This window comes from Lentzea kentuckyensis (genome assembly GCF_002150765.1).
Lineage (GTDB): Bacteria > Actinomycetota > Actinomycetes > Mycobacteriales > Pseudonocardiaceae > Lentzea > Lentzea kentuckyensis.
On the sequence record NZ_MUYM01000022.1, the window covers coordinates 40,873 to 57,770 of the forward strand.

Consider the following 16,898-nt stretch of genomic DNA (forward strand, 5'->3'; position numbering starts at 1 on the left):
CGGTGGCGCGCCGGCGAGGCCGAAGCGGCCTGTTGGTGGAGAAGTGCCTGTTGATGTTGAGTTGGTGGTACTTGCAGGACTTTGTCAACGAATCCCGACGGCGCCCGATCTGTCCACTCTGGACGTTGATGAAGGGAGCTTTCCCAAACCTCAGGTTGATGAAAGCTCCCTTCATCAACCTCAGTACGGCGGGCACACTCGGACATACTGGACAATCGCGGCTCCAGCTCAGGGTCGAGCGTGACTCGCCGACAGAGTCCTTGCCGATGCCATCTGTCATCGGGCCACCGCCGCGACGTCGGCGAGCGTGGTGGCGAACCGGCTGTGCGGCACCAAGGTGGCCACCGCGCGGGCGTCCACCATGGTGTCCACATCGGACAGCATCGGCAGCGTCCGCACCTTCAAGCCCTGCAGCGCGTCGAGCGTCCGCGCCCCAGTGTCCGCGCGTGACATCGGCACGTCCCGCAGCACCTCAGCCCGCAGCGGATCGCGCAGTCCGAGAGCCCACCAGCCACCGTCGAGCGCGAACCCCAGCGCGGCCTCCTCGAACTCCGCGCAGGACTCCAGCAGCGAGGGCGTCACCTGCGGGGTGTCCATGCCGATCTGCAGCACCGGCATCCCGAACCGCGCGATGTCGGCGTGCGCGTGCACCAGGCGTTCGGCGAACGTCCGGCCCCGCTGCGGGATCACCACGCACTCCGCCAGGGCGTCCCGCACGTCCTCACGGCCCACCACCCCGGCCAGCGCCACCACGGGCACCGCACCGGGCGTCGACAACGCGGCTTCCAGGGTGTCGAGCAGCGACGCCGCTGCCACGTCCGCGGCTTCCTCGGCCGTCAGAGGCGGGCACAGCCGGGTCTTCACCTGGCCAGGCACGGGGGACTTGGCCATGATCAGCAGGCAGAACCTCATCGCAGCACTCCCGCCATGTCCCGCGCCGCCCGCAGCGTGCCGCGCACCGAGCCCGAGACCTTGGAGCGCGTCCCGGCCGCACGGGGGCCGTAGGTCACGTCCACCTCGCGCACGCGCCAGCCCGCCGACGCCGCGCGCACCAGCAGTTCGAGCGGGTAGCCGAACGCGCGGTCCCGCACGTCCAGGGCCAGCAGGGCTTCGCGGCGGCACACCCGCAGCGGCGCGATGTCGTGCACGTTCAGGCCGCGGCGGCGCAACAGGCTGGAGATCACGGCGTTGCCGGCTCGCGCGTGCCATGGCCAGACACCGGACGAGACCGGCACCCGGCGGCCCACCACCAGGTCGGCGTCAGCGAGCAGGTCGGCCATGGCGGGCAGTTCGGCGAGAGCCAGCGAGCCGTCGGCATCGGAGAAAGCGACCAGGTCCGAAGTAGCGGCCAGAAGGCCGGTGTGCACGGCGGCGCCGTAGCCGCGGCGGGGCTCGTGCACGACCAATGCTCCGTGCGCCTCGGCGATCGCGGGGGAGCCGTCGGTCGAGCCGTTGTCCACGACTATCGCGCGGCATCCGGCAGGCAGGGTGGCGAGCACGGCCGGCAGTGCGGCGGCCTCGTCCAGGCAGGGCAACACGACATCCATGCGTCCACCCTGGACCATTGGAAAGTCTTGTGGTGCTTAAGGAATTGTTACGCACGAAAGAGTTCTTACGGTTGTCTTGCGTGGTCAGCGGACATCCGCGCGACCCCCTAAGTTGGGCGCGGTGCGTCTAGTCATCGCCGGTCTGCTCGTCGCTGCCGCCATCATCGTCGGGCTCGTCGTCAACGCCCACGACCCCAACGTCATCTTCGCCGCGGCGGCGCCACTTTTCGGCGACTGGCAGCCGCACATCGGTCCGGGCACACCCGCGGCCGTCCTGATCGCGTTCCTCGTCATCGCCAAGGGACCGGAGCTCGCGCAGCACCGGTTCGCGTTGCCGATCGCCTACGCGGCCTCGGTCACCTTCACCTTCAGCCTGGCGATGATCGACGGCTGGGGCCGGTTCGTCACCAGGCTGACGACCGAGGACGAGTACCTGCACGAGGTTCCCCAGGTCACCGACATCCCGGCCATGCTCCGCGGGTTCGCCGCGCGCATCCCCGACTTCCAGCCTGATTCGTGGACCACGCACGTCTCCGGGCACCCACCGGGCGCGCTGCTCACGTTCGTCGCGCTGGACCGCGTCGGGCTCGGCGGGGGAGCGGCCGCGTCGATCTTCTGCGTCCTGGTCGGGTCGCTCGCGGTCATCGCCGTCCCACTGACCATCAAGAACAACGCGGTGCTGCCGTTCCTGGTGCTGTTCCCCGGCGCCGTGTGGGTCGGGGCGTCGGCGGACGGCATGTTCATGGGCGTCGCCGCGGTCGGGATCTACCTGCTCACCAGGTGGCCGTTGCTGGGCGGCGTCGTGCTGGGCTGGTGCCTGTTCCTGTCGTACGGCCTGGTCCTGCTCGCCCCGCTCGCCCTCATCGCCGTCGGCAGGAAGGCCGTCTGGGCGATCGCGGGCGCGCTGGCCGTGGTGGGTGCGTTCGCGCTGGCAGGCTTCTGGTGGCTCGACGGCTACGAGCTCGTCAAAATCCGCTACTACCAGGGCATCGGCGACACCCGTCCGTACTGGTACTGGGTGTGGGCGAATCTCGCGGCGCTCGCGCTGGTGATCGGCCCGGCCGCGATCAAGGGTCTGCGCAGGGACAAGTGGGTGATCGGAGCGGCCGTCGCGATCCTGGCGGCCGATCTGTCCGGGCTGAGCAAGGCCGAGACCGAACGGATCTGGCTGCCGTTCGCGATCTGGCTCATGGCGGGCACGGCCAAGCTGGACCACCAGAAGAGGTGGCTCACCGCGCAGGCCGTCACGGCACTGGCGGTGAACCACCTCGTGCTCACGAACTGGTGACCGGTTCCCGCTGTTCGGCGAACGCGAACTCCCGCACGCCCTCGGTGAACCCGACCTGAGCCTCGAAACCCAGCACGTCCAACGCCTTCGCGGGCGACGCGACCACGTGCCGCACATCGCCGGGACGTGCCCCGCCCACGATCGCGGGTGTCGGGCCGTCGCACGCCTCGGCCAGCGCGAATGCCAGCTCGCCGATCGTGTGCGGCGTGCCGGAGCACACGTTCACCGCCTCGAAGCCGGGCCGCGGTGACGACAACGCCAGCACGTTGGCTCGCGCCACGTCGGTGACGTGCACGAAGTCGCGCCGCTGCCGCCCGTCCTCCATCACCCGAGGAGCGACACCGTTCTGCAGCGCCGACCGGAAGATCGACGCGACACCGGCGTACGGGGTGTCGCGCGGCATCCGCGGGCCGTAGACGTTGTGGTACCGCAACGCCCACACACTGCCGCCGGTCTGCCGCGCCCACGCCACCGCGAGGTGCTCCTGCGCCAGCTTCGTCGCGGCGTAGGTGCTGCGCGGCTCCAGCGGAGCGTCCTCGGGTACCAGCTCGGACACGACGAAGTCGCCGCAGAAGCAGCGAGGTTCGTACACGCCACGTGCCACATCATCCGCGGACCGTTCGGCGCGCACGATTCCGTGCGACAGGCAGCGGTAGCGCCCCTCGCCGTACACGACCATCGAGGACGCCAGCACCAGCCGGGACACGCCGGCCCGGTACATCTCGGCCAGCAACACCGCCGTGCCGAGGTCGTTGTGGCGCGCGTAGGAGGGCGCGTCGAACGGATCCACGCCGTGGCCGACCATCGCGGCCTGGTGACATACCGCGTCCACAGTGGACAACAGAGGCTGCAGGACTTCGGGAGAGTTGACGTCTCCGACCACGAGTTCGTGGTCCAGCAGGGGAGCGGCACCATGTGCTTCGGGCAGCAGCGCGTCGAGCAGGACGCACTCGTGGCCCTGTGCGGCCAGCTCGTCCGCGACGTGCGATCCGATGAACCCTGCCCCGCCGGTGATCAGTACTCGCATGCACCGACCGTAGGACCGCACAGCACCGTCAGCGCCCTCAGGAGCTCAGCCGTCAGAACTCCGTAAGCTCCACCACGAACCGCGAGCCGCTCGGCGAGCGATCCTCCACCCACACCCGCCCGCCCAGCCGCAGCACGTGCTCGCGGACCAGCGCCAGCCCCAGCCCGCTGCCGGTGTCGTCACCCCGGCTGCCCGCCATCACCCCGCGCGCGAACCGTTCGAAGATCAGCTCCCGCAGCGGCTCGGGCACGCCCGGCCCGGCGTCCTCCACCTCCAGCCGCACCCGCGAGCCGGACACCCGCACCGACACCAGCACCGCCCCGCCCGCATGGCGCTCGGCGTTGTCCAGCAGGTTGGTCAGCACCCGGTCGAGCCGCCGCCGGTCACCCAGCACCACGGCGGGCTCCAATGCCAGCGGAACCGCGGCACGGGTCGCGATCACGTTGCGCACCAACGCGTCCAGAGCGATCTCCTCCGGTGGCGGGTCGTCGGTCTGGTCGGCCCGCGAGATCTCCAGCAGGTCCACCACCATCCGGGCGAACCTGTCGACCTCCGAGGTCAGCAGTTCCAGCGCGGTCCCGGCGGTCCCCGGCAGCTGCTCGCGCCGGCGGCGCAGCACCGCGCCCGCGTTCACCATCGTCGTCAACGGCGACCGCAGCTCGTGCGACACGTCCGAGGCGAACCGGGCGTCCCGCAACGCCCGTTGCTCCAGCGCGTGCGCGGTCGAGTTGAACTTCGCGGCCAGCGCGGCCAGATCGGGATCGTCCTGATCGGGCAGCCGGGCCCGGAGGTCACCGCCGGCGATGCGCACCGCGGCGGAACTCAACTCCGCCAACGGCCGCAGCGCCCGCTTGGACGCCCACGAACCCAGCGCCGCACCGAGCAGCGCCGATCCGATCGTGCCGGCGATCAGCACCGCGCCGAGGAACCCGAACGTGCGATCGAGCTGCTGCAACGGGAACAGCTCGACGTAGACCGAGTTGCCCGCCACCGGGCGCGCCACGGCGATGACGGGCAGCCCGGCCACGGTGATCCGCGACCGGCCAGGCGGGTGCTGCACGAGGTCGGCGGGCAGCTGGGACGGCTCGACCTTGCGGCCCGCTGTCACCTGGCCGTCCGGGCTGAGCACCAGGATCGACGAGTCCGGCCCGGTGGTGAGCCCGGTCAGCAGCTCGTCCAGCCCCGGTGAGGACAGGGACTTCTCGACCAGCCGCACGTTGACCTCGGCCTGCCGGGTCGCGCTCGCCTCCCGTTGCCGCAGCATGTAGCCGGAGGCGAGGTTCCAGGTCGCGAACGCCAGCACGCTCGTCACGACCAGCAGGCCGAAACCGAACGAGAGGGTGACCCGGCAGCGCAGTGTGAGTCTCACGAGCGGATCCGATACCCGCTGCCGCGCACGGTGAGGAGCAGCGCAGGATCGTCCGGGTTGGCCTCGATCTTGCGGCGCAGTCTCCTTATGTGCACGTCGAGCAGGCGAGTGTCACCAAAGTAGTCATATCCCCAAACCTTTTGCAGCAACTGTTCCCTGGTGACGATTCGGCCGGCCGCACCAGCGAGTTCCAGCAGCAGCCGGAATTCCGTTCTGGTCAGGTGAACGCGTTCACCCGCACGGTGCACGAGCCCTTCCTGCGGACGGATTTCCAGATCGCCGATCCGAACGGCTTCGCGACCGGGGCCGCGCCTGCGCAACAACGCGCGGATGCGCGCCGCGAGAACGCTCGCCATCAACGGTTTCGTGACGTAGTCGTCGGCTCCTGCCTCCAGCCCGGCGATCATGTCGCGGGCGTCGGTGCGCGCTGTCACCACGATGATCGGCAGGTCACCGCGTGACCGGATGGTCCGCACGACCTCCAGACCGTCCATGCCGGGCAGGGTGAGGTCGACCAGCACCACGTCGAACGGCTCTGTCTCCAAACGCCGTAATGCCTCTTCACCCGAATCCGCCTCGTCAACGGTGAAACCTTCGTCGGACAAGGCGAGGCTCAACGCCTGCCGGATTCGCTCGTCGTCTTCCGCGAGCAGGACCCGTACGCACACAACGACTCCACTGTGTGAGAGCCGCGGCGACGGCGTCTCACACAGTGGAGTGAAAGTCGATCAAAAGCAAGAACGTTTCGGATCAGAATGCGGTTAGCGTGACTTTTGCCGAACGCGGGTTGGGTTCGTGGACAAGTGACTCGAACGCGCCGACGTCGTCGAACGCGAAGCCGTAGGCCTTCCCGTCCGCCATGTTGGCGTGCACGATCTTCGAGAAGTGGTTGGTGGTCGCGCGGGTGTAGAACTGGCTCGCGTCGTACGTCGGCTGGGTGTGCAGGAAGCCGAGCGTCGACCGGTTGAGCGCCGCGCACAGCGACCGCGAGATCGCGCCGACGTCGTTGTTCGGCGCCGCGAGCCGGCCGTCGCAGTTGAGGACGTCACGGGTGGACGGCTGCTGGAACGACGCGACCTGCTGGCCGGACGTGTTGGTGAAGTTGAGGACCCCGCCGCTGGCGCGGCCGGTGAACTTGCGGTTCGGCTCGTTCTGGTACGGCACCACGGTCAGCGGCGTGTTCTGGTACGTCGACCAGGTGCTGCTGACGTAGTTCGCGAAGTACGAGCTGGAGAACACACCCGCGTCCAGGCCCTTGCTCGGGTTCAGCACGCGCAGCCGGGTGCCGTCGCCTCGCGTGTAGACCAACCGCGACCAGTCGCCGCCCAGTTGCTGGTGCTGGTCGAAGACGCGGTTGCGGCCACCCGCGACCAGCTGGCCGGTCTTCTTGGTGGCACCGGCCTGCGAGGTCGCCTCGACCGCGTGGGGCACCGAGAACATGTCCACCTGGGAGCTGTTCAACCACAACCCGCCGCCGTTGTAGGTGAACTCGCTCCAGTCGAACAGGATGTCGCGGTTCGGGTCGCCGGCGGCCCACGGCGCCGGCTGCACCAGGCCGTTCGGCACCAGGGAGAACTTCAGCTTGTCGCGGAAGGACATGTAGAGCCGGCCGCCGGCCAGGTTGATCGGGATCTGCAGGGTCCGGCTACCGCCGTTGCCGGGGCCGGGGATCGACACGTCCGGTGCCGGGGTCGGCGGGATGCCTCCTCCGGACCAGGGGGTGAACTGACCACTCGCGTTCACGTACCCGAGCCGGCCGCCCATCTCGCCGAACACGTACAGGTGGACGGCGTCGCCGCGACCCGAGTTGTTCGTGACGGTGAGCGGGAGCAGGTTCGGTGGAGCGGCTTGTACAGGTGCGGACATCGTTGTCAGCCCAAGCAGGGCCGATGTCGCGAGCAGCAGGAGCTTGCGCATCGACTATCTCCTCACTGAGACAGGGTGTCGTGAGAGCGCTCTCATACTCAGCGTGATCGTGTTGACATGTCAAGAATGGTCTTCATGCGCGCACTGACGGTGGATCTTGCACAGGCCGGGTCCCTGACGTTGTCCGAACTGCCCGATCCGGTGCCCGGTCCGGACGAACTGCTGGTGGAGGGCTTGGCGATCGGGATCTGCGGCACGGACCGGGAAATCGTGCGCGGCGAGTTCGGTGTCGGCCGGAAACTGGTGATCGGGCACGAGTCGCTGGGGCGGGTGATCAGCGGTCCAGGGTTCGAGCCGGGGTCGCTGGTGGCCGGTGTGGTGCGCAGACCCGATCCGGTGCCGTGCGCGGCGTGTGCGCGCGGCGAGTTCGACATGTGCCTGAACGGTAGGTACACCGAGCGCGGGATCACCGATCTCGACGGCTACGGCTCGACGTTGTGGACGGTTCCCGCCGCGTACGCCGTCGGTGTCAGTTCGGCGACAGGTGTGCTCGTCGAACCGGCCTCGGTGGTGGTCAAGGCGTGGGAGCGGCTGGACCGGCTGGCGCTGTTCGGGTTCGAGAGCGTGCTGGTGACCGGGGCGGGGCCGATCGGGCTGCTGGCGGCGTTGATCGGGGTGCAGCGCGGGCTCGACGTGCACGTGTTCGACCTCGCCGCGGACGGACCGAAGCCCGCGCTGGTGGAGTCGCTGGGCGCCACCTACCACCGGACGCTGCCGGACCACCGGGTCGTGATCGAGGCGACCGGGGCGCCGTCGGTGGTCGCGCGGGTGCTCGGGCGGGACCTGGTGTGCCTGACCGGCGTGCCGTCCACCGAGGTCGTCCCGGTGGATCTCGGTCAGGTGAACCGGGATCTGGTGCTGCGCAACGGGATCGTGTTCGGGACCGTCAACGCGAACGTGCGGCACTACCGGGAGGCGTCGGCCGTGCTGGATCGCGCGGACGACGCCTGGCTGCAGTCGATGATCACTCGACGAGTTCCGCTGGAGTCCTATGCGGAGGCGTTCGAGACGCGGCCCGGTGACGTGAAGGTAGTGCTTGAGCTGTGATCGCGGCCAGGCTGGCCGCCGATCCCGCGCCGAGCCCGGCCTGAGCCGTCATCAGCGGCAGGATCGGGGTGTGGACGAACCGGCCGATGCCCATGGCCGCCGCCAGCGCCGCTGCGGCTTGGCGCGCGCTCGGCGTTCGCGTGCAGGTCGTCCACTTCGGACTGGCCCATGCCCTCGGGGAACTTGGTGGTGATCTCGACGACGAACTCTCTCGTGCCCTCATCGTGCGACCGGGCCCCGCCGGCGCCACGACCGGCTTTCTCCTGCGTGCGAGCCGCAGCCTCCTAAGATGCGGGACGTGGAACTGCGTCAACTCCGGTACTTCCTCGCGGTCGCCGAAGAGCTGCACTTCGGTCGGGCCGCGAGCCGTCTGCTGATCGCGGGGCCGTCGTTGTCGCAGCAGATCAAGGCGCTCGAACGCGACCTCGGCGTGCCGCTGTTCGCGCGAGACCGCCGCACGGTCGCACTGACTGCCGCGGGAGCCGCGCTGGTGCCTGAGGTGCGGGCGTTGCTCGAACGGGCTGATGAGCTGCAACGGCATGCACGGCAGCTGTCCGGATCACGGCCGGTGCGGATCGGGTACGTCAACTGGCTGCCGTCGGACCTTTCCGCGCGCACGGCCGGTGTCGCGCAGCTCTACGTCGACACGTGGGTCGTGCCGTCGCACCAGCAGGCCGCACGGGTCGCCGACGGCAGCCTCGACCTGGCCGTGTGCTGGGTACGCGTCGACGACCTCGCACAGCTGGGGCTGACCGCACGGCTGATCGGCGTGGACCGGCTCTACGCCGTGGCGGTCGGCACGGACACGAGTCCGGTGCGGGCCAAGGACATCGCGGTGCTGGTGGACGACGACGTCACGTCGTGGCAGTCGTGGAACGTCTACGCCGAGGAGTTCGCCCGCGACACGGGAGCCGTCGTGCGGCGCATCCACAACGGCGCCATCACCGGGCCGGCGTTCTTCGACCACGTCCGGGTGTGCACGACGCCGGTGCTCAACTCGCCGAAGGGACAGACCACGCCGCTGCCGCCGGACCTGGTGCGGCGCCCGGTGATCGACCCCGAGGTGCTCTGGACGTGGTCGCTGGTCCGCCGCACCGACGAGGTCCGGGCGGACGTCATCGCCGCGGCCGAGGCCATCGCGGCCGGCGTGGGCGATCTCGGGCTGGGGCGCGAGGGCGTCTGGCAGCCCTCGGACGACCCCCATCGTGCGTTGCGAGGCTGAGCCTCGCACGAAGGAGGAAACGGGTCGCAATTCCGTGAAATGAACTCGCGGGCGCGCGCCGTTGTGGCTGTCAGTTCCACTACTTCTTCTTCGAAAGCGAGTTGGAAATGAGCAGCAAGGTCGCCATCGTCACGGGTGCGTCCCAGGGAATCGGCGCGGCACTCGTCCCGGCCTATCGAAAGCTCGGCTATTCGGTGGTAGCGGTGTCGCGATCCATCGATTCCTCGAACGATCCCGAGGTGCTCGCGATTCGCGCCGACCTCGGCGAGCCCGGTGCGGGCGCGCGGGTCGTCCGGGAGACGCTCGCCCGGTTCGGCCGGGTCGACAGCCTCGTCAACAACGCGGGCATCTTCGTCGCCAAGCCGTTCACCGAGTACACCGACGAGGACTTCGCCACCGTCACCGGCACGAACCTGATCGGCTTCTTCGACATCACCCGCAGCGCCGTCGCGGCCATGGAAACCACCGGCGGGCACGTGGTCAACGTGTCCACTGCCCTGGTCGACCACGCGTTGTCCGCGGTCCCGGCAGCGCTCGCGGCCCTGACCAAGGGCGGTCTGAACGCCGTCACGAAGTCGCTGGCCGTCGAGTACGCGGCGCGGAACATCAGGTTCAACACGGTCGCGCTCGGCATCATCCGCACGCCGATGCACGCCCCCGACACCCACGAGGTGCTGGCCGGACTGCACCCGGTCGGCCGCATCGGTGAGATCGACGAGGTCGTGGACGCGATCACCTTCCTGGAACAGGCCGGCTTCGTCACGGGCGAGATCCTGCACGTCGACGGCGGCCAGAGCGCGGGGCACTGACATGGGCGTCGAGAACGTTCTGGACCGGTGGAAGGACGCCGTCGACGCGCACGATCCGCAGCGCGCGGCGTCGAACTTCACCGAGGACGCGATTTTTCAGGGCCTCAAACCGTACGGGGTCGGGCGAGCGGCGATCGCCGCCTACTACGATTCCCAGCCCATCGGGTTGCGGGCCGAGTACGAGATTCTCGAAACCCGCGAGCTCGCCGATGATTTGACGCTCGGTTACGCGAACGTCGATTTCACGCGTCCCGACGGAACGGTGATCAACGTCAACCTCAGCGTGCTCGTGCGGGGAGACCTGATCGCGCACTACCAGGTCTCCCGGCTCTGAGTCAGTGCCTGCGCGGCTCCCGGCCGGACGGCGACCTCGGCCGTTCGAGCTCGGGAGCCTTCGGGATGGGCATGGTCACGGGCTGGTCCGCCGTGATCGTGATCGGCTCGCCGTGATGCTTCGTCCTGAGCTCGGTGCCGTCCACGATCCGGTAGGTGGCCTCGGTCTCGCACACGTCGATCGAGATCCTCGTGCCCTGGAAGGCCATCCGGAACGAGAACCGGGTCAGCGCCTTCGGCAGCCGGGGCGCGAACGTCAGCTCGCCGCCGTGGTCGCGCATGCCGCCGAACCCGGCGACGAGCGCCATCCACGCTCCCGCCAGCGACGCCATGTGCAGGCCGTTGTCGACGTTGCTGTGCAGGTCGTGCAGGTCGGTGTAGACGGCCTCGATCAGGTAGTCGAACGCGAGGTCCAGGTGCCCCACCTCGGCCGCCAGCACGGCCTGCGTGCCCGCGGACAACGACGAGTCACGCACTGTTCGTGCCTCGTAGTAGGTGAAGTTGCGGGCCTTCTCCTCCGGCGTGAACACGTCACCGCGCACATGCATCGCGAGCACGAGGTCCGCCTGCTTGATGACCTGGCGGCGATACAGGTCGAAGTACGGGAAGTGCAGCAGCAGCGGGTATTTCTCCTCCGGGGTGTTCTCGAAGTCCCACTCCGCGTGCTTGGTGAAGTTGTCCGCCTGCGGATGCACCCGCAGCATCTCGTCGTACGGGATCGCCATCTCGTCCGCGGCCCTGCGCCAGGCCGCGATCTCTTCTGCTGACGCGTTCGCCTTGTCCGGGTGGCGTTCCGCGGCATCGGCGGCGGCGCGCAGGTTCTGCTGGGCGATCAGGTTCGTGTAGACGTTGTTGTCCACGATCGCCGAGTACTCGTCCGGGCCGGTGACGCCGTCGATGCGGAACCCGTCGTGCCGGTCGTGGTGACCGAGCGAGGCCCACAACCGTGCGGTCTCCACAAGGATTTCCGTTGCCTCGTCGCGGTCGAAACACTCGTCGCTCGTGGCGTTGAGGTACTGCTGGGTGGCGTAGGCGACGTCGCCGGACACGTGGAACGCCGCCGTGCCCGCCGGCCAGTACGCGCTGCATTCGGCACCGTTGATCGAACGCCACGGGAACGCGGCACCCTTGAGCCCCAGCACCTTCGCGCGGTCCCGGGCTTTGTCCAAAGTGGAGTGACGCCACCGCAACGCGTCGCGGGCCGCGTCCGGCAGCGTGTAGGTGAGCACCGGGAGCACGAACATCTCGGTGTCCCAGAAGGCGTGCCCGTCGTAGCCGGGACCGGTGAGTCCCTTGCCGGGAATGGCCCTGGTCTCGCCGCGGGCCCCGGCCTGCAGGATGTGGAACAGGGCGAACCTGATCGCCTGCTGCAGTTCGTCGTCGCCCTCGATCTCGATGTCGGCGACCTGCCAGAAGTCGTCCAGGAACGCCTTCTGCTCCTGCATCAGGCCGTCCCACCCGGTCTGGCAGGCGCCGGCGAGCGCGGCCTCGACCTGGGCCCGCAGCGCTGGGGTGGAACGCTTTCCGGACCAGCCGTAGCCGAGGTACTTGGTGAGTTTCAGGCAGCTGCCCGCCTTGACGTCGACGGCGGCGGTGAACCGCGCCAGGTCGGCCTCGGCGCGGATCTCCGTGCGCAGGTCGTTGTACCGGTCGTGCTCGGGTCCCACGACCTCGATCTCGTGGTCCATCGCGGCGGCCATCCGCAGACCGGACGCCTTGGTGTGGTGGCACAGCACGGCCCGCGACTTCTCCGCCATCATGAACTCGTTGACCAGCGGGGCGTCCAGCGCGGCCGCGACGCGGGGATCGTTGGTGCGGTGGATGGTCGGCTCGTTCGCCAGCAGGTCGGACTGGACGACGAGCTGCAGGTCGTCCATCGGCTCGACCTCGTAGCGGATGGCGGCGACCGCGCGCTGGGTGAACGACACCAGCCGCTCGCTGCGGACGATCACGCGCCGGCCGGTCGGCGACTCCCAGACCGTGCGGCGGCGCAGCGTGCCGGTGCGGAAGTCGAGCGTGCGTTCGTGCTCGATCGCGTTGCCGTAGCGCATGTCCAGCGGCTCGTCCTCGACCAGCAACCGGATGATCTTGCCGTCGGTGACGTTGACGACGGTCTGGCCGGCCTCGGGATAGCCGTAGCCCGCTTCCCCGTACGGCAGCTGGTGCTCTTCGTAGAAACCGTTGAGATACGTGCCCGGCAGGCCGCGCGGTTCGCCCTCGTCGAGCGTGCCGCGCAACCCGATGTGACCGTTGGCCAGGGCGAACGTCGACTCGGTCCGGTGCAGCTGGTCCACCGCGAGGCCCTGCCAGCGCAGCTGCCACGGTTCGATCGTGTAGCTCATGACAGGAGCTCGTCGAGCTCGTTGACGACCACGTCGGCGCCGTTGGTCTTGAGCGCGTCCGCCTGGCGGCCGCGATCGACGCCGACGACGAAGCCGAACCCGCCGTCGTGCCCCGCCTTGACGCCCGCGAGCGCGTCTTCGTAGACCGCGGCGTGCTCGGGTGGCGTCTTGAGCCTTCTGGCGCCTTCCAGGAACGAGTCCGGCGCCGGTTTGCCGTGCAGGTTCGACGCGGTGATGACGTTGCCGTCCACCAGCGCGTCGACGTAGTCCAGCAGGTCGCCCGCGCGCAGCACGCGCATGGCGTTGGCCGACGACGTGACCACGCCGATCGGCACGCCGGCCGCGCGGGCGGCCTGGAGGTAGCGGACCGAGGCGGGGTAGGGCGTGATGCCCTCCTCGTCGATGATCTGGTTGACCAGGTCGTTCTTCTGGTCGCCGATGCGGCGGATCTCGTCCTCCGGCGGCGTGAGGCCGCGCGAGGTGAGGAAGCTGCGTACGCCGTCGTAGCGCGGTTTGCCGTCCACGTAAGCGAGATAGTCCTGCTCGCTGAACGGCTGACCCATGCCCTCGAACGTCTGCTTCCACGCTTTTCGGTGCAGGACCGCGGTGCTGGTGAGCACACCGTCGAGGTCGAACAGCAACGCCGTGATCTTCTCCGGGATGCCGAGGCTCATGCTTCGATCATGCACCCGTCTCGCCGACATCGCCGCGTTCCTCCTTGAGGCGTTCGTCAAGTGGCCGCGGGTGGGCCTGTTCGTACTCGGTCATCCCGTACCGGTCGGACTCCGCCCAGCCTTCCTCCGGCTCGGTCTCCAGCGGGTCGTGCTTGAGGTTGTCCTCGTCGAGGGCCTCGAAGCTGTCGGTGTCCTGGGGGACGTACGCGCCACGTTCTTCACTCATGTCCGTGGCAATACCCAGTTCGGCGCTATCCGATGCTTTGGCCGACGAGCGAGCCGATGGCGTAGGTGACGCCCATGGCGATCAGTCCGCCCACGACGTTGCGGACGATCGCACGCCGTTTGCCCGCGCCGCTGAGCCTCGCGCTGATGAAGCCGGTCAGGGCGAGGGTGAGGACGGCGGCGACGACGGTGACGGGCACGCGCAGGCTGACCGGGGTCAGCGCGATCGCGGCGAGGGGGAGCAGCGCGCCGATCGTGAACGAGATGAAGCTCGCGATCGCGGCGCCCCACGGGTTGGTGAGCTCGTCCGGGTCGATGTGCAGCTCGGCCTCGGCGTGGGCGGCCAGCGCGTCGTGCTTGGTGAGCTGCTTGGCGACTTCCCCGGCGGTCTCCGCGTCGAGGCCTTTGCCCTCGTAGATCTCCGCGAGTTCCTCGAGCTCCGCCTCGGGCGTGTCCTTCAGCTCCTGGCGTTCCTTGGCGAGCAGTGCGCGTTCGGCGTCGCGCTGGCTGCTGACCGAGACGTACTCGCCGCTGGCCATGGACATCGCGCCGGCGAACAGGCCGGCGAGGCCCGCGACGAGGATCTGGGCCTTGTCGGTGGTGGCGCCGGCGACGCCCACGACGAGGCTGGCGGTCGAGACGATGCCGTCGTTCGCTCCCAGAACGCCCGCGCGCAGCCAGTTCATCCGATCGCCGGTGACCTCGTCGTGGGGCTCGTGATGGTCCATTTCCGCAGGCTAACCTGGGGATCATGCTTTCGTGGCAGACCACGCCGCTGAGGTTGGCCGACGTGCCGGTGCCGTCACCCGCTCCGGGGGAACTGCTGGTGCGGGTGCTCGCCTGCGGGGTGTGCCGTACTGACCTGCACGTCGTGGACGGCGATCTGCCCGTGCACCGGTTATCGGTCGTGCCGGGGCATCAAGTCGTGGGTGAGGTCGTGGTTGCCGCACCTGGGTTCGTCGTCGGGGAACGGGTCGGGATCGCCTGGTTGCGGCACACGTGCGGGACTTGCCGGTTCTGTTTGCGCGGAGCCGAGAACCTTTGTCCGTCGTCGCTTTACACCGGGTGGGACGCGGACGGCGGTTATGCGTCTTATGCCGTTGTTCCCGCTGCTTACGCTTTACGGCTGCCTTCCGGGTATTCGTCCGAGTCGTTGGCGCCGCTGTTGTGCGCGGGAATCATCGGATATCGAGCTCTACGGGTTGCTTCGGTGCCCGACGGTGGGCGGCTCGGGATTTACGGGTTCGGCGGGTCCGCACACCTGGCCGCGCAGGTCGCCGTTGCCCGTGGTCACGAGGTGCACGTCGTGACTCGTTCCTCGGCGGCGCGTGCGTTGGCGTTGTCGTTGGGGGCGGCCTCGGCTTCCGCCGACGTGCCTCCGGTGCCGTTGGACTCGGCCGTGCTGTTCGCGCCGGTCGGAACGTTGGTGCCGCCCGCGTTGGAGGCCCTGGACCGGGGCGGCACGCTGGCGATCGCCGGGATCCACCTGTCCGACGTGCCCGTCCTGAACTACACGCGGCACCTCTTCCAGGAGCGGGTGGTCCGCTCGGTCACGGCGAACACGCGCGCCGACGCCGCCGAGTTCCTGTCGTTCTGCGCCTCGCACCGGCTGTCGGTCGCGGTCCAGCCGTACCCGCTGTCCTCGGCGAACCTGGCCCTGTCGGACCTCCGCGCGGGCCGCGTGACCGGCGCGGCGGTCCTGGTGGCGTGATGTTTTTCCTGCTCAGACGGCAAGTGTTCAGTTTTTGTCGGACCTCCGTGGCACCATGTCGAACAGGTGTTCGTGTGCGTGCTGTAGGAGGTAGGTCAGATGCAGATCGATCCCCGTCGCTGGCCGGGCCGCGTGGTGCCTTCCACCGACGCCGACGTGGACATCGCCGTCGAGTCGCTGTGCACCCGCGCCTCGTGGCCGGACGCCGACCGCCGCTGGGTGCGCCGCCTGCTGGAGCCGTGGTTCAAGGCGGGCTGGAGCGTCGACGCGCTGCTGGTGGCCGTCGACACCCGCCCGGACGGCACCCGCCAGGGCCGCCCCCGCTCGCGCGCCCAGGTGGCACACGAGTTCCTGCGCGCCCGGCTGATGGTGTGGACAGCGGACGGCGCACGCTTGGCCCGGCCGCCCTTAGCCGGCATGTCGCTGGGCGAGTGGTTCCGCGTGAACCGCCGCAACGCCACCCTGCACGCTCCACGCTCCCGCAGCGAGCTCACCACGGAAGGCGAACGCGCACGGGCGGAGTCGCGCGCCCTGGCCCACCGCCGCGACCCGGTGGAGCGCAGCCGCGAAAAGGGCCGCCGCCGTCAGGAGGTGCTGGACAGCCTGCTGGTGCCGGGGCAGGAGGCGCCGTCGTTCGCCGACTCGTGGCGGCTGGTGGCCGAGCTGGTCCCGGTGCAGCGGGTGTGCTCGACGTGCGGTCACGTGCGGAGTGAGGTGTCGCGCCCGGCGCACCGAGTGGCTTAGAGGGTGTGGCCACCGGGGCGTCGGGGGAGGTCGTCGTCGCGCCGAGTTCGAGCTGCGTGGAGTGCCCGGCGGTGGGTGACGGTCCGGTCTGGGGCCGGTCCGCCGCCTCGGCCCGGTCGCGAACCTCCTGCTCAGCAGCCTTTTACCTGCGACTTCGGCGAACGGCGGTTGAAGCCCGCGCGGGCAGGGAACACCTGACGAGTTTCTTGTTTCCTGCTGAAGGGGCCGACATGCTCGAAGTGACGCCGATGGCTGCCGAGGTCATCAACGAGCTGACGTCACAGTCCGAGGGCACCACGGACGACGTCGGCCTGCGTTTTGCCGTGGCCGCCGATCACAACAGCCAAGCTGCCCTGGAGCTGTCGCTGGCCGAGGCCGTCGACGGCGACGAGGTGGTGGCGGCGCCCGCCGGTGCCAAGGTCATCATGGAGCCGGCCGCGGCCCAGTACCTGGAGGACAAGGTCCTCGACGTGCGCCAGGACGCCGAGGGCAACCCGGCGTTCGCCATCGCCCGCCAGGAGGCTGGGCCCGGTCAGGACGGCGCGCCCAGCCAGAACGGCCAGGTCACCTGACGTTTCGCTGCACGTTTCGCTGCCTGCGAGCGCACAACGGGCCGGACCCACAGCGGCGTGGG

18 protein-coding genes are annotated in these 16,898 nt (G+C 69.3%); 8 read left to right on the top strand and 10 right to left on the bottom strand.

The genetic code is table 11. The annotated features are described in order from the left end of the window. Window positions 1-276: 276 nt before the first annotated feature. Entirely contained in the window at window positions 277-912 is a 636-nt protein-coding gene (locus B0F77_RS13535; protein WP_086663227.1) for a TIGR04282 family arsenosugar biosynthesis glycosyltransferase, read from the bottom strand. Continuing rightward, a complete protein-coding gene (locus B0F77_RS13540) occupies window positions 909-1,547 on the bottom strand; it encodes a glycosyltransferase family 2 protein (RefSeq protein WP_086663228.1) in 639 nt (212 codons plus the stop codon). Before B0F77_RS13540 ends, B0F77_RS13535 begins: the two co-directional genes overlap by 4 nt. Before the next feature lie 121 nt (window positions 1,548-1,668). On the opposite strand from B0F77_RS13540, the gene B0F77_RS13545 reads away from it, so the two are divergent. Then, window positions 1,669-2,835 carry a hypothetical protein gene (locus B0F77_RS13545; RefSeq protein ID WP_086663229.1) on the top strand — a complete coding sequence of 389 codons (1,167 nt, stop codon included), beginning with the start codon at window positions 1,669-1,671 and terminating at the stop codon, window positions 2,833-2,835. Here the strand turns inward: B0F77_RS13545 and B0F77_RS13550 are convergent. The 4 genes from B0F77_RS13550 to B0F77_RS13565 form a co-directional block, all read right to left on the bottom strand. After that, complete coding sequence (locus B0F77_RS13550; protein ID WP_086663230.1) at window positions 2,822-3,862, bottom strand: NAD-dependent epimerase/dehydratase family protein; 1,041 nt, start codon at window positions 3,860-3,862, stop codon at window positions 2,822-2,824. The two genes, B0F77_RS13545 and B0F77_RS13550, sit on opposite strands and share 14 nt — an antisense overlap. A gap of 52 nt (window positions 3,863-3,914) precedes the next feature. Continuing rightward, on the bottom strand, window positions 3,915-5,231 hold the full coding sequence (locus B0F77_RS13555; protein ID WP_086663231.1) for a HAMP domain-containing sensor histidine kinase: 1,317 nt from the start codon (window positions 5,229-5,231) through the stop codon (window positions 3,915-3,917). Beyond that, on the bottom strand, window positions 5,228-5,899 hold the full coding sequence (locus B0F77_RS13560; protein ID WP_086663232.1) for a response regulator transcription factor: 672 nt from the start codon (window positions 5,897-5,899) through the stop codon (window positions 5,228-5,230). Before B0F77_RS13560 ends, B0F77_RS13555 begins: the two co-directional genes overlap by 4 nt. 82 nt (window positions 5,900-5,981) lie before the next feature. Continuing rightward, window positions 5,982-7,148, bottom strand: a complete 1,167-nt coding sequence (locus B0F77_RS13565) for a beta-1,3-glucanase family protein (RefSeq protein WP_086663233.1) — start codon at window positions 7,146-7,148, stop codon at window positions 5,982-5,984. An 84-nt stretch (window positions 7,149-7,232) separates the two neighbouring features. Between B0F77_RS13565 and B0F77_RS13570 the strand changes: the two genes are divergently transcribed. From B0F77_RS13570 to B0F77_RS13585, 4 genes are all read left to right on the top strand, one after another. After that, a complete protein-coding gene (locus B0F77_RS13570) occupies window positions 7,233-8,204 on the top strand; it encodes an alcohol dehydrogenase catalytic domain-containing protein (RefSeq protein WP_086663296.1) in 972 nt (323 codons plus the stop codon). 289 nt (window positions 8,205-8,493) lie between these two features. Further along, window positions 8,494-9,426 (top strand): LysR family transcriptional regulator, encoded by a 933-nt coding sequence (locus tag B0F77_RS13575; protein WP_281252506.1) that lies wholly within the window; start codon window positions 8,494-8,496, stop codon window positions 9,424-9,426. A 107-nt stretch (window positions 9,427-9,533) separates the two neighbouring features. Further along, window positions 9,534-10,235 (top strand): SDR family NAD(P)-dependent oxidoreductase, encoded by a 702-nt coding sequence (locus B0F77_RS13580; RefSeq protein WP_086663234.1) that lies wholly within the window; start codon window positions 9,534-9,536, stop codon window positions 10,233-10,235. A 1-nt stretch (window position 10,236) separates the two neighbouring features. Then, a complete protein-coding gene (locus B0F77_RS13585) occupies window positions 10,237-10,569 on the top strand; it encodes a YybH family protein (RefSeq protein WP_086663235.1) in 333 nt (110 codons plus the stop codon). A gap of 1 nt (window position 10,570) precedes the next feature. Here B0F77_RS13585 and B0F77_RS13590 read toward each other — a convergent pair whose 3' ends face one another. Genes B0F77_RS13590 through B0F77_RS13605 form a run of 4 tightly spaced genes read right to left on the bottom strand, consistent with a single transcriptional unit; the run spans window position 10,571 to window position 14,537 of the window. Further along, entirely contained in the window at window positions 10,571-12,910 is a 2,340-nt protein-coding gene (locus B0F77_RS13590) for a glycoside hydrolase family 65 protein (RefSeq protein WP_086663236.1), read from the bottom strand. Beyond that, window positions 12,907-13,584 (bottom strand): HAD family hydrolase, encoded by a 678-nt coding sequence (locus B0F77_RS13595; RefSeq protein WP_086663237.1) that lies wholly within the window; start codon window positions 13,582-13,584, stop codon window positions 12,907-12,909. The genes B0F77_RS13590 and B0F77_RS13595 overlap by 4 nt, the downstream gene beginning before the upstream one ends. 7 nt (window positions 13,585-13,591) lie before the next feature. Next, window positions 13,592-13,810: a hypothetical protein gene (locus B0F77_RS13600; RefSeq protein WP_086663238.1), complete on the bottom strand. Its 219-nt coding sequence runs from the start codon at window positions 13,808-13,810 to the stop codon at window positions 13,592-13,594. A gap of 25 nt (window positions 13,811-13,835) precedes the next feature. Then, a complete protein-coding gene (locus tag B0F77_RS13605) occupies window positions 13,836-14,537 on the bottom strand; it encodes a VIT1/CCC1 transporter family protein (RefSeq protein WP_086663239.1) in 702 nt (233 codons plus the stop codon). Window positions 14,538-14,560: 23 nt separating this feature from the next. Here B0F77_RS13605 and B0F77_RS13610 point away from each other — a divergent pair, with 23 nt between their 5' ends. The 3 genes from B0F77_RS13610 (at window position 14,561) to B0F77_RS13620 (ending at window position 16,836) form a co-directional block, all read left to right on the top strand. Beyond that, a complete protein-coding gene (locus tag B0F77_RS13610; RefSeq protein ID WP_086663240.1) occupies window positions 14,561-15,520 on the top strand; it encodes a zinc-binding alcohol dehydrogenase family protein in 960 nt (319 codons plus the stop codon). Between the two features lie 99 nt (window positions 15,521-15,619). Then, a complete protein-coding gene (locus B0F77_RS13615; RefSeq protein WP_211293775.1) occupies window positions 15,620-16,264 on the top strand; it encodes a hypothetical protein in 645 nt (214 codons plus the stop codon). 230 nt (window positions 16,265-16,494) lie between these two features. Further along, the gene (locus B0F77_RS13620) at window positions 16,495-16,836 is read left to right on the top strand and encodes a hypothetical protein (protein ID WP_086663241.1); all 342 of its coding nucleotides are present in this window, start codon (window positions 16,495-16,497) and stop codon (window positions 16,834-16,836) included. Window positions 16,837-16,898: the final 62 nt, after the last annotated feature.

Bases quoted from the DNA above. Each gene is read 5' to 3' on its own strand.
- B0F77_RS13535 (WP_086663227.1), bottom strand. From the start codon at position 912: ATGAGGTTCTGCCTGCTGATCATGGCCAAGTCCCCCGTGCCTGGCCAG.
- B0F77_RS13540 (WP_086663228.1), bottom strand. From the start codon at position 1,547: ATGGATGTCGTGTTGCCCTGCCTGGACGAGGCCGCCGCACTGCCGGCC.
- B0F77_RS13550 (WP_086663230.1), bottom strand. From the start codon at position 3,862: ATGCGAGTACTGATCACCGGCGGGGCAGGGTTCATCGGATCGCACGTC.
- B0F77_RS13565 (WP_086663233.1), bottom strand. From the start codon at position 7,148: ATGCGCAAGCTCCTGCTGCTCGCGACATCGGCCCTGCTTGGGCTGACA.
- B0F77_RS13570 (WP_086663296.1), top strand. From the start codon at position 7,233: ATGCGCGCACTGACGGTGGATCTTGCACAGGCCGGGTCCCTGACGTTG.
- B0F77_RS13575 (WP_281252506.1), top strand. From the start codon at position 8,494: ATGCGGGACGTGGAACTGCGTCAACTCCGGTACTTCCTCGCGGTCGCC.
- B0F77_RS13580 (WP_086663234.1), top strand. From the start codon at position 9,534: ATGAGCAGCAAGGTCGCCATCGTCACGGGTGCGTCCCAGGGAATCGGC.
- B0F77_RS13585 (WP_086663235.1), top strand. From the start codon at position 10,237: ATGGGCGTCGAGAACGTTCTGGACCGGTGGAAGGACGCCGTCGACGCG.
- B0F77_RS13590 (WP_086663236.1), bottom strand. From the start codon at position 12,910: ATGAGCTACACGATCGAACCGTGGCAGCTGCGCTGGCAGGGCCTCGCG.
- B0F77_RS13595 (WP_086663237.1), bottom strand. From the start codon at position 13,584: ATGAGCCTCGGCATCCCGGAGAAGATCACGGCGTTGCTGTTCGACCTC.
- B0F77_RS13600 (WP_086663238.1), bottom strand. From the start codon at position 13,810: ATGAGTGAAGAACGTGGCGCGTACGTCCCCCAGGACACCGACAGCTTC.
- B0F77_RS13605 (WP_086663239.1), bottom strand. From the start codon at position 14,537: ATGGACCATCACGAGCCCCACGACGAGGTCACCGGCGATCGGATGAAC.
- B0F77_RS13610 (WP_086663240.1), top strand. From the start codon at position 14,561: ATGCTTTCGTGGCAGACCACGCCGCTGAGGTTGGCCGACGTGCCGGTG.
- B0F77_RS13615 (WP_211293775.1), top strand. From the start codon at position 15,620: ATGCAGATCGATCCCCGTCGCTGGCCGGGCCGCGTGGTGCCTTCCACC.
- B0F77_RS13620 (WP_086663241.1), top strand. From the start codon at position 16,495: ATGCTCGAAGTGACGCCGATGGCTGCCGAGGTCATCAACGAGCTGACG.